The sequence below is a fragment of the Escherichia sp. KTE96 genome, from assembly GCF_000408525.1.
GTDB lineage: Bacteria > Pseudomonadota > Gammaproteobacteria > Enterobacterales > Enterobacteriaceae > Escherichia > Escherichia marmotae.
The window spans coordinates 2,486,366-2,498,098 of record NZ_KE137149.1; the positions used below are offsets into that span (position 1 = coordinate 2,486,366).

General features: G+C 52.2%; 13 protein-coding genes. 2 read left to right on the forward strand and 11 right to left on the reverse strand.

The annotated features are described in order from the left end of the window. Positions 1–2 precede the first annotated feature (2 nt). On the reverse strand, positions 3–1,346 hold the full coding sequence (gdhA, locus tag A1WG_RS02995; RefSeq protein ID WP_000373052.1) for an NADP-specific glutamate dehydrogenase: 1,344 nt from the start codon (positions 1,344–1,346) through the stop codon (positions 3–5). A 331-nt stretch (positions 1,347–1,677) separates the two neighbouring features. On the opposite strand from gdhA, the gene A1WG_RS02990 reads away from it, so the two are divergent. After that, positions 1,678–1,950 carry a YnjH family protein gene (locus tag A1WG_RS02990; RefSeq protein WP_000085224.1) on the forward strand — a complete coding sequence of 91 codons (273 nt, stop codon included), beginning with the start codon at positions 1,678–1,680 and terminating at the stop codon, positions 1,948–1,950. On the opposite strand, the gene nudG is transcribed toward A1WG_RS02990, so the two are convergent. After that, positions 1,910–2,323 carry a CTP pyrophosphohydrolase gene (gene nudG / locus A1WG_RS02985; RefSeq protein WP_001516288.1) on the reverse strand — a complete coding sequence of 138 codons (414 nt, stop codon included), beginning with the start codon at positions 2,321–2,323 and terminating at the stop codon, positions 1,910–1,912. The genes A1WG_RS02990 and nudG overlap by 41 nt on opposite strands. 86 nt (positions 2,324–2,409) lie before the next feature. On the opposite strand from nudG, the gene A1WG_RS02980 reads away from it, so the two are divergent. Then, complete coding sequence (locus A1WG_RS02980; protein WP_001516289.1) at positions 2,410–3,030, forward strand: CDP-alcohol phosphatidyltransferase family protein; 621 nt, start codon at positions 2,410–2,412, stop codon at positions 3,028–3,030. Between the two features lie 8 nt (positions 3,031–3,038). Here A1WG_RS02980 and ynjE read toward each other — a convergent pair whose 3' ends face one another. The 9 genes from ynjE to xthA form a co-directional block, all read right to left on the reverse strand. Then, positions 3,039–4,346 carry a thiosulfate sulfurtransferase YnjE gene (ynjE, locus tag A1WG_RS02975; RefSeq protein ID WP_001516290.1) on the reverse strand — a complete coding sequence of 436 codons (1,308 nt, stop codon included), beginning with the start codon at positions 4,344–4,346 and terminating at the stop codon, positions 3,039–3,041. 66 nt (positions 4,347–4,412) lie between these two features. Then, positions 4,413–5,066, reverse strand: a complete 654-nt coding sequence (locus A1WG_RS02970) for an ATP-binding cassette domain-containing protein (RefSeq protein ID WP_000882815.1) — start codon at positions 5,064–5,066, stop codon at positions 4,413–4,415. Beyond that, on the reverse strand, positions 5,066–6,601 hold the full coding sequence (locus tag A1WG_RS02965) for an ABC transporter permease family protein (RefSeq protein WP_001516291.1): 1,536 nt from the start codon (positions 6,599–6,601) through the stop codon (positions 5,066–5,068). The genes A1WG_RS02970 and A1WG_RS02965 overlap by 1 nt, the downstream gene beginning before the upstream one ends. Next, positions 6,574–7,740: an ABC transporter substrate-binding protein gene (locus tag A1WG_RS02960; protein WP_001516292.1), complete on the reverse strand. Its 1,167-nt coding sequence runs from the start codon at positions 7,738–7,740 to the stop codon at positions 6,574–6,576. Before A1WG_RS02960 ends, A1WG_RS02965 begins: the two co-directional genes overlap by 28 nt. 9 nt (positions 7,741–7,749) lie before the next feature. After that, complete coding sequence (locus A1WG_RS02955) at positions 7,750–8,298, reverse strand: carboxymuconolactone decarboxylase family protein (protein WP_000524099.1); 549 nt, start codon at positions 8,296–8,298, stop codon at positions 7,750–7,752. Next, complete coding sequence (locus A1WG_RS02950; RefSeq protein ID WP_016248648.1) at positions 8,298–9,005, reverse strand: TVP38/TMEM64 family protein; 708 nt, start codon at positions 9,003–9,005, stop codon at positions 8,298–8,300. Before A1WG_RS02950 ends, A1WG_RS02955 begins: the two co-directional genes overlap by 1 nt. A gap of 14 nt (positions 9,006–9,019) precedes the next feature. Next, positions 9,020–9,697 carry a lipoprotein YdjY gene (ydjY, locus tag A1WG_RS02945; RefSeq protein ID WP_001516294.1) on the reverse strand — a complete coding sequence of 226 codons (678 nt, stop codon included), beginning with the start codon at positions 9,695–9,697 and terminating at the stop codon, positions 9,020–9,022. A 4-nt stretch (positions 9,698–9,701) separates the two neighbouring features. After that, positions 9,702–10,412, reverse strand: a complete 711-nt coding sequence (locus A1WG_RS02940) for a TVP38/TMEM64 family protein (RefSeq protein WP_016242631.1) — start codon at positions 10,410–10,412, stop codon at positions 9,702–9,704. A 166-nt stretch (positions 10,413–10,578) separates the two neighbouring features. Next, a complete protein-coding gene (gene xthA, locus A1WG_RS02935; RefSeq protein ID WP_000673938.1) occupies positions 10,579–11,385 on the reverse strand; it encodes an exodeoxyribonuclease III in 807 nt (268 codons plus the stop codon). Between the last annotated feature and the right edge of the window lie 348 nt (positions 11,386–11,733).

The following is an 11,733-nucleotide window of genomic DNA, read 5'->3' on the forward strand; positions in this document are numbered from 1 at the left end:
ACTTAAATCACCCCTTGCGCCAGCATCGCATCGGCAACCTTCACAAAACCAGCAATATTCGCGCCCTGCACGTAGTTGGTTTGCTCACCTTCACCACCATGCTCAACACAGGCATGGTGGATATCCAGCATAATGTGGTGTAAACGCGCATCAACTTTTTCGGCTTTCCAGCCCAGACGCGCAGCGTTTTGCGCCATTTCCAGCCCCGATGTTGCAACGCCACCTGCATTAGCCGCTTTACCTGGCGCAAACAGCACGCCTGCCTGCTGGAACAGCTCAGTCGCTTCGATGGTCGTTGGCATATTTGCCCCTTCGGCCACCGCTTTAACGCCGTTGGCGATAAGCTGATGTGCAGCGTCAACATCCAGTTCGTTCTGAGTCGCGCACGGCAGGGCGATATCAACCGGCACAGACCACGGTTGTTGGCCTTCGAGATAGACCAGACCAAATTCTTTGGCGTAATCCGCAACGCGACCATCACGGCTGGATTTGATTTCGATAAGACGCGCCAGTTTCTCTTTGGTAAATCCACTTTCATCAACCACGGTGCCGCTGGAGTCTGATGCTGTAACCACGCGAGCGCCAAATTCCATCGCTTTTTCGATAGCGTACTGGGCGACGTTGCCGGAGCCAGAAACGGAAACACGCATTCCTTCAAAACCCATACCGTGGCGTTTCAGCATCGCTTCAGTGAAATAAACCAGACCGTAACCGGTGGCTTCCGGACGAATCAGACTGCCGCCAAAAGAAAGCCCCTTACCAGTGAAGACGCAGGCGGTATTGTTAGACAGTTTTTTCATCATCCCCGCCATAAAGCCGACTTCACGGCCACCAACGCCGATATCGCCCGCCGGAACGTCGGTATCCGCGCCCAGGTGGCGATACAGTTCAGTCATCAGCGCCTGGCAGAAACGCATCACTTCGCCTTCGCTTTTCCCTTTCGGATCGAAATCGCTACCACCTTTACCACCGCCCATTGGCAGGGTAGTCAGAGCATTTTTAAAGGTTTGTTCGAAGCCGAGGAATTTAAGGATGGAGAGGTTTACTGAAGGATGGAAGCGCATACCGCCTTTGTACGGGCCGATGGCGGAGCTGAACTGGACACGCCATGCGCGGTTAACCTGTACCTGATTGCGATCGTCAACCCAGACTACGCGAAACTGAATCACGCGCTCCGGTTCAACCAGGCGCTCCAGTAACGACATTTGGCGATATTTTGGATTTTGTTCAAGAAAAGGCCAGAGTGTGGTCATGACTTCACGAACGGCTTGCGCGAACTCGGTTTGATTCGGGTCGCGCTTTTGGACATGGTTGAGGAATGACTCCAGAGAATATGTCTGATCCATAGATATAAAACCCTTATATATTAATACGATTGTGCTGGTGTTGTTTGTTTTAGATGCTTCTGCAGTTTTCGACTATACCATCAAGAATGTGACGGTAAGCAAGAAAAAAATGACGCAGGAAAGCAAATTAATGATCTGCGGGTTTTATAAACGTCACCTAATGTTTGCTGTGACTCTGGTGCGTTTTATCAGACCTGGAAAACCGTGCGCATTTTCAAGAGTGGTTCGAGGCGGATAAGACGTGCACGTCGCATCCGGCAACCAGACGCTAAAGTTTTTCTGCCCGGTTACCGTTATCAGTAGCAGAGACAACGAATATAAGGAGTTTCCTGTGAGTAGAGCATTATTCGCCGTAACATTGGCATTTCCATTCTTTGCGCTGGCCAACCCGCAATATCGTCCGGATGTAGAGGTGAATGTGCCGCCGGAGGTGTTTAGTTCTGGCGGACAATCGGTGCAGCCCTGTAACCAGTGCTGCGTTTATCAGGATCAAAACTATTCGGAGGGGGCAGTGATTAAAGCGGAGGGGATATTGCTGCAATGCCAGCGGGATGACAAAACCATTAGCACCAATCCGCTGGTCTGGCGGCGCGTAAAGCCATAAACGCCTGTAAAAGTGGAATATCAGCAGGAGCCAGCGGATATTGCAAAGCCTCTTCTGGCGAACACCAGACCAGCGCCTGATGTTCGAGTGCCTGTAACGTACCGTGGAAGTCCGGTACGTGCCAGGCATGAAGATGGATAATCCGGCCAGACACTTCCTTCTGATGGCTGGCAACGTAAACACCGACAGTAGCTTCGATGCCGAGTTCTTCGCGCAATTCCCGCACCAGCGCCTGCGGCTGGCTTTCATCCGGCTCGACTTTGCCACCTGCAAACTCCCATAACCCCGCCTGATCGCTATGAGCGGGGCGCTGTGCGAGTAAAATTTTGCTATCCCGTTCGATAATGGCGGCAACAACATCAATCATTTTCATAAATTACCCACAGGCAGATAAGCGAAAAATGCCATAATATCCGCAGTGTTGCCCGAGCTGAAGGGCTTTATATTTAAGGAGTGCCCGTGTTAGACCGCCATCTTCACCCCCGGATTAAACCTTTGCTGCATCAATGCGTGCAGGTGCTTGATAAACCCGGCATCACGCCAGATGGTTTAACGTTAGTCGGGTTTGCTGTTGGTGTGCTGGCACTGCCGTTTCTGGCGTTGGGCTGGTATCTGCCTGCGCTGATCGCCATTTTGCTGAACAGATTACTTGATGGTCTGGATGGCGCGCTGGCGCGGCGTAGAGGATTAACTGACGCAGGCGGTTTTCTTGATATTTCTCTCGATTTTCTCTTTTATGCGCTGGTGCCGTTTGGCTTTATTCTCGCGGCACCAGAACAAAATGCGCTGGCGGGCGGCTGGCTGCTGTTTGCGTTTATCGGCACGGGCAGCAGTTTTCTTGCTTTTGCTGCGCTGGCGGCGAAGCATCAGATCGATAACCCCGGTTATGCGCACAAATCGTTTTACTATCTGGGGGGATTAACTGAAGGCAGCGAGACGATTTTGCTGTTTGTTCTGAGTTGCCTCTTTCCAGCGTATTTCCCGTGGTTTGCGTGGATATTTGGCGCGCTGTGCTGGATGACGACATTTACACGGGTGTGGAGTGGGTATCTGACGCTGAAGGGGCTTCAGCGTCAGTAATTGCAGTGTTATTTGCTACTGTCCGGGCCGCGTTCACCGGTTGCTACCGGGTTTTTCGGATCGCTGCTCCATTCGTACCAACCGCCGTCGTAAACAGAGACATTATTCCAGCCCATTGCCCGCGCATACATAAAGGTTTCTGATGCGCGCCAGCCGGTGCCGCAGTAGAACGAGACTTGTTGATCCGGCAGGATGTTCCATTCTTTCCACATCGCTGTGATGTCATCCGCAGTACGCATAGTGCCGTCTGGGTTATGGAAATCTTCCATATGCGTTGAGTCGCTGCCCGCATGACCCCAACGTGCGCCTGGGATATCACCTTTTGGCTTGATGTAGTCATAGCCGCTGGTGGTGCCGATAAATTCAGCCCATGAACGAATGCTGACCAGTGACGCATCCTGGCGATGCAGCAGACCGCGCGCCTGTTCCATATCGAGCATCAGTTGCGGTTGCGCCGGGATCTTCACGCCGAAGTCAGGTTCGGGTTTCACTGTCGGTGGCGTACCGCGCTCAACGGGCAGACCCGCATCAGACCAGGTTTGCCAACCACCGTCCAGCAAGCGCACATCTTTCACGCCAGCGTAGAGCATAATCTGCGCCACGCGCGCGGCGGCGTAAACGTCACGCCCGTACAGAATTACTGTGGTGTCATGACGAATGCCATGTTTTGCCAGCATTGCTTTAAGTTGTTCGTCAGAGACTTTATTCCACAGTGGCTCGCTTTCCACTTCGTTGGTGTCAATGTAATCGGCACCAGGAATATGGCTGAGGAGGTAAAGTTTCGGAGCGCCCCATGCTGCTTCGATCACTTTCCAGTCACCCGCAGGTTTCGCCGTAACTTCTTTGCCTTGTTGCAGGTCATGCAGCCATTGCGGGTAAACCAGTTGCTCAAAGTGCGGCAATTTTTGCAGACGGGAAGGTTCGCTTAGCGCGCCACTCAAGATGGAGATATGCGTAAAGCCTGCTTTTTGCAGACGCGTTTTAACGGCTTCGACGTCTTTGTCATTACCGTATAACGCCACCGGCGCATCGGCTTTCAGGTTATGTTGCTTAATCCACGCGTTGAGCTGTTCAGTGCTCATTTTGTCGAGCCAGCTTGCAGAAAGGTTTAAGGCGGCAGGTTCATGGCCGGAAGGGCCATTTAAGGTTTGTGGCCAGCCGTTATAAAACGCGCTTGGGCGGGTATCTATTGCTGCGCCATTTTGTTGTTGAAGCTGGTCAAGTGTAAGAGGCTTCGCCAGTTCAGCTGCCCACGAAGAAGCGCAAGCCAGCCCTAAAGCCATTGCCAGCGCGGTCATTTGAGAAACACGTTTCATCGAAAATCCCGACATTGTAGTTTTGAGTGCGCCATTCTGAACTGACGCATCGGGAAAAACTTTGCGTTATCGCAGTTTGTTGTAATTTTCTGACCACTGAGCCATATCCAGAACGGGACTATCGGCAGGAACATCCTGAAAATCGTGGGTGACTTGAACGACGGGGATCGCCAGTTCGCGGACTTCATTGAATACCCACTGACGAAAATTATCGCGCAGAGCTACGTCAAGACGGCTGAACGGTTCATCAAGCAATAATGCCTTTGGCTGGGCGAGAAGGGCGCGCAGCAGAGCCACCCGCGCACGTTGGCCACCAGACAGCGTGGCCGGGTCCTGATGGAAAGTTCCGCCAAGTCCCGCACGCTCAAGCGCATCATCCACTGCATTGCGTCTTGCGGCACCTTTGAGCGTTGACGGTAGTGCCAGTAGTAAATTTTGTCCAACGCTGAACTGATCAAACAACAGCGCATCCTGGAAAAGAATACCAATCTGACGCCGGGCGGTGGGCAGGGTGTCGAGGCGTTGCTCATTGAGCCATAGTTCACCGGTGCAAGAAAATTGTCCCGCCAGTGCGCCAATCATCCAGGAAAACAGCGTAGATTTTCCGCAGCCAGACGGACCCATTAACGTGACAACGTCACCTTTATTGACTGTGAAATTAACGTTTTCCAGTAAGCAGGTTTCAGGCAAACGTAGCGAAACATCTTTTACGCAGAGCATTAACGGAGTCCTTGTCTGGCAAAACCTACCCATTTTGCAAGCAGGGCGGTAAGGGCAAAAATAATAAGTGGTAATAGCAGTTGCCATAAAGCCTGAGCGGCGAGGATACCGTTGCTGCCGCCACTGCTTAACGCCACTGCTTCAGTCGTCAGCGTCGGGAAGCGCCCCGCGCCCAGCCACAGCGTCGGCATATATTGCGCAATGCTGACTGAAAATCCGACAGCGAAGGCAATAAGCGCAGGACGCAGCATGAGCGGGCATTTCACGTAAAAGAATATTTTGCCTCGCGACCAACCCAGCGTTTGGGCAATCAGAATTAACCGTGAGTCAATACGCCGCCAGGCCGGTTGCAGGATAAACAACATCCACGGCATCACCCACAGCAGATGTCCCCACACCACCACAGCCCAGCAGCCATCCAGATGTAACCACAGCGCCAGCGTGTACTGGCCTGCCACCAGCGGCAGCGCTGGTAATAAAATGGGCAGCCATAACCACAACTGGCGACGCTTTGCTCCCCATTCCAGCCACAGCAGTAATAGGATCAAAGCGATGAATATCGTTGCCAGTCCCATCGTCAGGCTATTGAATAGCGCCTCGTCATTGATCGTCGATTGATCTGCAAGGATCGCCAGCAGAACCACACAGAGCACGCCAGTTAATGGTAATAATCTCGCCAGCGTACTACCGGGCAATAAAGGCGTGGCTGGTTTGCGAACGCCATCTTTGCGGGGAATTGTGCGCCGCCAGGTGCGCCATAAAAGATAGCCCAGTAAAACACAGGTGGCGAGTAACAGCATCAGCAGCAGGCTGGCAAGTGCGCCTTTTATCTGTTGATCGGTGTCGCCCTGGGTTAACCACTGCCAGCTAATTACCGCCAGCGTCGGTGGATTACCCGGCCCAAGGATAATTGCGATATCCACGACCGATAGCGACCAGGCCACAATTGCCAGCATCGCCATTGCCAGTGCGGGAGCGACTGAGGGTAACAGCAGCCAGTTCAGGCATTGCCAGCGGCTGTAGCCCAGTGAATCCAGCACGATGACTTGTTGCAACAGCCTTTTTTCACTCAATACTGCCGCCAAAATCCACAGCAGAAATGCGCTTTCTTTCACCGCCAGAGTAATGCCCAGACCGATACCCAATCTGTCTGTCGGCGGAGTGAGGAAAGGGAAAAACTGATAAACCAGGCCGCCTTCGGCAAACAGTAGCAGGACGCTGGTGGCAAAAGCGACGTGGGGGATGGCGAGCAGCCACGGCAGACGGGCGCACAAATGCAGCCATTTCGCGCCAGGCCACAGCGCCACAATCACCAGCAGGGCAATCAACAACGCACCTACCGCCGCGATAGTTGTCGACACCAGCGTTGCCAGTATTGCCTGTGATAACTGCGGATCGGCAAATAACGCCTGCCAGTGTGTCAACGACAAGGCAGGCGTTATCAGCGTGAGCGCTGCCGGGATCAGCGGTGCGTAAATCACCGCCATCACCACCCACAGCAATAAAATTAATGCGTACCGTAACGGCGTAGCCATTCTTGTTCCAGCACATTTACCCAACCAGCATGCGGTTCCGCCAGTACTGGCGGCAGATCCTGCGGCATTCTTGATTGTAATGTTTCGCGCTGCCCGGCAGGCTGTTTTTGTGGATCAAGAACAGAAGGATCGCCCCAGACCGCAGGATCCGCTTTACGCAGTTGCGCTTCGGGTGAGAGCAGGAAGTTGGCGACCACCTTCGCCGCAGCACTGGCACTGGCGTTGGCAGGAATGGTGACGAAATGCACGTTGCCAATCATTCCCTCGCTAAAGCCAAAGCTGTAACTGCTCGCTGGCAAATCGCCACTGGCTATTTTTTGCCGGGCATGAGCGGGGTTAAAGGTCAGCGACAGGCGCAATGTGCCGGATTTCAGCAGGGCATCCATTCGCGCGGGCGAAGGGGGGAAATCCTTTCCTTCGCGCCACAAATACGGATGCAGCGCATCGAGATACTGCCACAGCGGTGCAGTAATCTGGGCGAAAGTAGCATCGTTCGGCGCTTCTTTTAATGCAGCGGGATCTGGCGTCAGCATAATCAACAACTGTTCAAGAAATGCTGTGCCGGTAAAGTCTGGTGGGCGTGGATAGGTAACTGCGCCTGGATTGGCTTTGGCAAACTCCAGCAAGGCTTGCGGTGTTTTCGGTGGTTGTGGTGTCAGATCGCGGCGAGCGATAAACGTAAGTTGTGCGCCGCCCCAGGGGGATTCTGCCCCCTCGGTAGCGACAGAAAAATCTTCCCGTACAGGTAGTTGCGTGTCGACATAACGCCAGTTAGGTAATGTTTCCGCCCAGCCGGTTTGCAGCAAATTCGCCTCTTTTAACGTGCGGAAATTTTCACCATTTACCCACAAGAGATCTACCGAGCCGCCCGTTTTACGTCCGGCGGCGGCTTCGGTCTGAATGCGTTTTACTGCGTCAGCGGCATCAGCCAGGCGAACAATCTTCAGGTTTATATCGTAATGCGTTTTCATCTCACCGCTGACCCAGTCGAGATAGCGGTTAATCGCGGTGTCGCCGCCCCAGGCGTTAAACCAGACGGTTTGCCCTTTGGCGTCGTTTTTAATTTCCTGCCAGTCACTGGCATGTGTTGCCAAAGAAAACAGCGATAACAGTCCCAGCAACCACCCACAATGGCGCATCATTTCTCCTTAAGAACGTTTTTCAGGAAGTCGGCACAGTCCCTGGGCGGGAATGGCCATAGCAGAATTAAAACGGGCCGACAGGTTTTGCAGGCCGATTAATGCCGTCAGTTCGGTGAGCGCCTGAGCGTCAAAATGGGCTGCCAGTCGGGTGCGCAGGGCATCATCTACCGTTGGCGGCGTAACGCTGGCGGCTTCGGCGTATTCCAGCGCCAGCCGCTCCTCATCGCTGAACAGCGGGCTTTGCCGCCAGTCGGCCACCGCCAGCAGTTTATCGGTGCTGCCGGTTCGTTCAGCGACTTTCATGCTGGTGATGTCTACGCAAAACTCACACAGGCACATTTGCGCAATGCGCGCGCTGACAAGCGATCGCACCACCGGATCGAGCGGGGAGCGTTTGCGCTCCAGCCAGCCGACAAACATCGACACCAGATAGAAAATAAATGGGATCCGCCCCCACCAGCGAATCGGACTTAGCACCTCACCGTAATGGCGACGATGTAGCCACGCCTGCGGACGTAAAATTAAAGGAATTTTGCTAAGCGGCGGTAAACCCATCAGACATTCCTCTTCTGGCGCTCAAACCATATTTTTTTCGCCATGAAAATCACCACAGTCAGGGCAAACAGGATAAACAGTCCGGTAACAAACCAGAATGTGCCGCCCGTTAACATGCTGCCCGCCCAGGAATAGACAATGGTTGCGGGTAACTGACCAAGCCCGGTGGCGATAAAAAACGGACGAAAACGTATTGATGTCAGGCCGGCAGCATAGCTGATTGGATCAAAAGGGACAAAAGGCAATAACCGACATACCAGGATGGTATGTTTGCCGTAGCGAGTGAAAAAACCGTCCATGCTATCGAGCACGGTTTTACCGGTTAACTTTTCCACTACTTCGCGGCCCATCACTCTGGCGATAAAAAAGCACAGCGCCGCACCCGCCATCGAACTGGTCCACGACAGCAAGCCCCCCCAGAATGCGCCAAACAGCGACGCATTGGCAAAGGTGATCAAAAACGCAGGCAGCGGTGCGGCAATGGCCTGCAAAATCATCAACAAGAATGAGACAACTGCCGCCAGTGTGCCGTAAGACTGAATAAATCGTTCTATACCCTGTTGGTCCACAGCGGCAAACGCCGCAAGGCTGCGGTTGATAAAGTCATGGACGCCAGGAACCAGCGCCCATGCGAGCAGCGTAGCGAACAACAGGATGATGATGGCTGTACGGTAGTACCAGATTTTACGCGAATGCATCTTCATCATCCTTTATCCATGTTTTATTCTGTGATTTTAAAGGTCACCGTTGCCAGCGTGCTATCTGCCGGGAGAACTGACGCATTGCCTTTGAATTTCACTTCGCCACGTTTTTCCACCGCACCATAAGTGTATGTCGCATTGCTGACAATACCGACCGGGCAGCTATCCAGGCACACCAGACAACCGGTTTTTTTCTCTTCTGCCGCCGCTAAATTGCCACCAAAGCGCATGTCCAGTTTCTTGCCATTACTATCAACAATCACTTCATCGAAGGAATACGCTTTTGCCGCCCCTTGCCAGTTCACCGAAATATCCAGTTTGCTGCCTGCAACATGGGTAGTTTCTTTGTTATCCATAGTCATATTTTCGCCCGGTGTGCCACCGGCCTGTTTCAGAGCGTCATAAAATGCTTTCGGGGTGGCATATCCCATAAACAGTGATTTATGCCCGTTGGAGCCGTCTTTAAACACAATGCCGTGACGGGTATCGTCGGTGAGGAAACGACCATTAATTTGCACCAGCATAGTTACCGTATGTGCCTGTGTATCGACGCGCAGTGGCTCACTGGCCGAAAGCCCATCGTATTCCACTTTGGCCTCGGTATTCTCTTTTTGATCACAGCCGCTAAGCCCTGCCGCTGCCAGTAAACACAGCGCAGCCAGTCCTTTTTTCCATGACACTGAATATTGTTGCAACATCGTTCTATCCTTCGTTTTTAGGGTGAGTAAGCGGTTGGCTGTCAGAAGCAGTCAGATCCACGTGTTTAAAGCGGGCGTAGCGTTTGGCGAGTTGGACGAGAATAAACAGCGTCAGTCCAGCCAGACAGAGGTTTAAAATAAAGTGCACGGTAATGCCTTCACGGGCGAGATCGCTGGCCATCACGGTATAAATAATAATCCCAGGCAGGGTAGTTAATGCCGAAATAAGGGTAAAAGGCCAGAAGGCTATAGCAGTTAATCCGTAAGCGTAATTTTGAATATTGTAAGGAAACAGCGGGATTAAGCGGGTCAGAATAAGAAAATCGATACCATTACGCGCAATACCTTTTTCAATAGCCTGAAAAGTATGGCTATGACCGACGTATTTCAGCAGCAAGTCACGCCCCAGCCAGCGCGCCAGCAGGAATGAGCACGACGAGGCCAGCGTAGCGGCAATTAACGAAAGTAGCGTTCCCAACAACGGGCCAAAGACTATTCCACCGGCGATCACCAGTACGCTACCGGGTAACAGAAAGAGGGTAGCGATAATGAATAACAGAATATAGAGGCTATAACCGAAAAATCCGCTCTGGCGAATGAGCGTTTGTAAGTGGGGTAAATCGGTGACCAGATCGAATAAACCGAAAGCGTGGATAGCGTAAATTATCAGTGCAAAAAGCAGACAGGCAAAAAGAAATTTACGCTCAGCGTTCATCGTAGAGTTTCCTATATCAAACTTGATAATAGAGAAGTGGTCAGACAACTAAAAACGCAGTGACGGTATAACAAAGGACGGCAGGCAACAAATCATTACTGACAGTTTGTTGATTTTTCTCAAGGTTAATTCTCCTGACCTCGTGCGGGTCAGGAGAGCAGATAAATTAGCGGCGGAAGGTCGCCCACACAGGTGCGTGATCTGACGGTTTTTCCATACTGCGGATTTCATAGTCGATGCCGGTTTCTACGCAGCATTCCGCCAACGGCTGGCTGGCGAGCAGCAGGTCGATACGCAGACCACGGTTATCGTCAAAACCTTTTGAGCGGTAATCAAACCACGAAAAGCGATCTGCTGTTTCCGGATTAGCGTGACGGAAGGTATCTACCAGCCCCCAGCCGATCAGTCTGTCCATCCATTCGCGTTCTTCCGGCAGGAAGGAGCATTTACCGGTACGCAGCCAGCGTTTGCGGTTCTCTTCGCCAATGCCGATATCCAGGTCGGTGGGGCTGATGTTCATATCGCCCATAATCAGCACCGGATTATCGCGCTTAAGCTCAGTTTCCAGATAGTTTTGCAGGTTCTGGTAGAACTGCGCTTTTGCCGGGAATTTAATTGGATGGTCGCGGCTTTCGCCCTGTGGGAAGTAGCCGTTGATCACGGTGACATTGCCCAGCGGCGAGGGGATTTCTGCCATAATAATCCGTCGTTGAGCCTCTTCGCCGTCGCCCGGGAAGCCGCGACGCACAGCAATCGGCGTCTCTTTGGTCAGCAGCGCCACGCCATAATGGCCTTTCTGCCCGTGATAAAACACGTTGTAGCCGAGCTTTGCCACCTCTTCGAGCGGAAACATATCGTCATGAACTTTTGTCTCCTGCAGACCAATCACATCCGGTTGGTGCTTTTCGACGATGGCTTCAAGTTGGTGAGGTCTGGCGCGCAGACCGTTGATATTAAAAGAGACAAATTTCATAGTCGCTGCCGTTTATTCATATTAAGAGTGCGTGGATGGTAGCAGAAATTCGCTGTACTTACCGCCCGTTGTTAAGTGATTTGATCGATGGTTGTTAATGATGTCAACGATGGCGCAAAAAATGCCCGCTTTTGGTGCGGTCTGCGTCAGAATGGCGCAGTAATTTCCAGTAAATTTCGTCAATGATCACAATTCCAGAATTATATTTTACTTCTGCATAACATTGCGTTTTTTATTCTTTTTATTCATCCGTATCGCAAACGTATTCACTTTATATGCACTTTAAGTGCATATCAGTTGGTTATAACTCGTTGATTTTCAGTTGGCCGCCGTCGCTTATGCAATTTT

Coding starts and splice junctions, on each gene's coding strand:
- A1WG_RS02955 (WP_000524099.1), bottom strand. CDS start 8,298: ATGGGTTTACCGCCGCTTAGCAAAATTCCTTTAATTTTACGTCCGCAG.
- ydjY (WP_001516294.1), bottom strand. CDS start 9,697: ATGTTGCAACAATATTCAGTGTCATGGAAAAAAGGACTGGCTGCGCTG.
- A1WG_RS02940 (WP_016242631.1), bottom strand. CDS start 10,412: ATGAACGCTGAGCGTAAATTTCTTTTTGCCTGTCTGCTTTTTGCACTG.
- xthA (WP_000673938.1), bottom strand. CDS start 11,385: ATGAAATTTGTCTCTTTTAATATCAACGGTCTGCGCGCCAGACCTCAC.
- gdhA (WP_000373052.1), bottom strand. CDS start 1,346: ATGGATCAGACATATTCTCTGGAGTCATTCCTCAACCATGTCCAAAAG.
- nudG (WP_001516288.1), bottom strand. CDS start 2,323: ATGAAAATGATTGATGTTGTTGCCGCCATTATCGAACGGGATAGCAAA.
- ynjE (WP_001516290.1), bottom strand. CDS start 4,346: ATGAAACGTGTTTCTCAAATGACCGCGCTGGCAATGGCTTTAGGGCTG.
- A1WG_RS02970 (WP_000882815.1), bottom strand. CDS start 5,066: ATGCTCTGCGTAAAAGATGTTTCGCTACGTTTGCCTGAAACCTGCTTA.
- A1WG_RS02950 (WP_016248648.1), bottom strand. CDS start 9,005: ATGATGAAGATGCATTCGCGTAAAATCTGGTACTACCGTACAGCCATC.
- A1WG_RS02960 (WP_001516292.1), bottom strand. CDS start 7,740: ATGCGCCATTGTGGGTGGTTGCTGGGACTGTTATCGCTGTTTTCTTTG.
- A1WG_RS02965 (WP_001516291.1), bottom strand. CDS start 6,601: ATGGCTACGCCGTTACGGTACGCATTAATTTTATTGCTGTGGGTGGTG.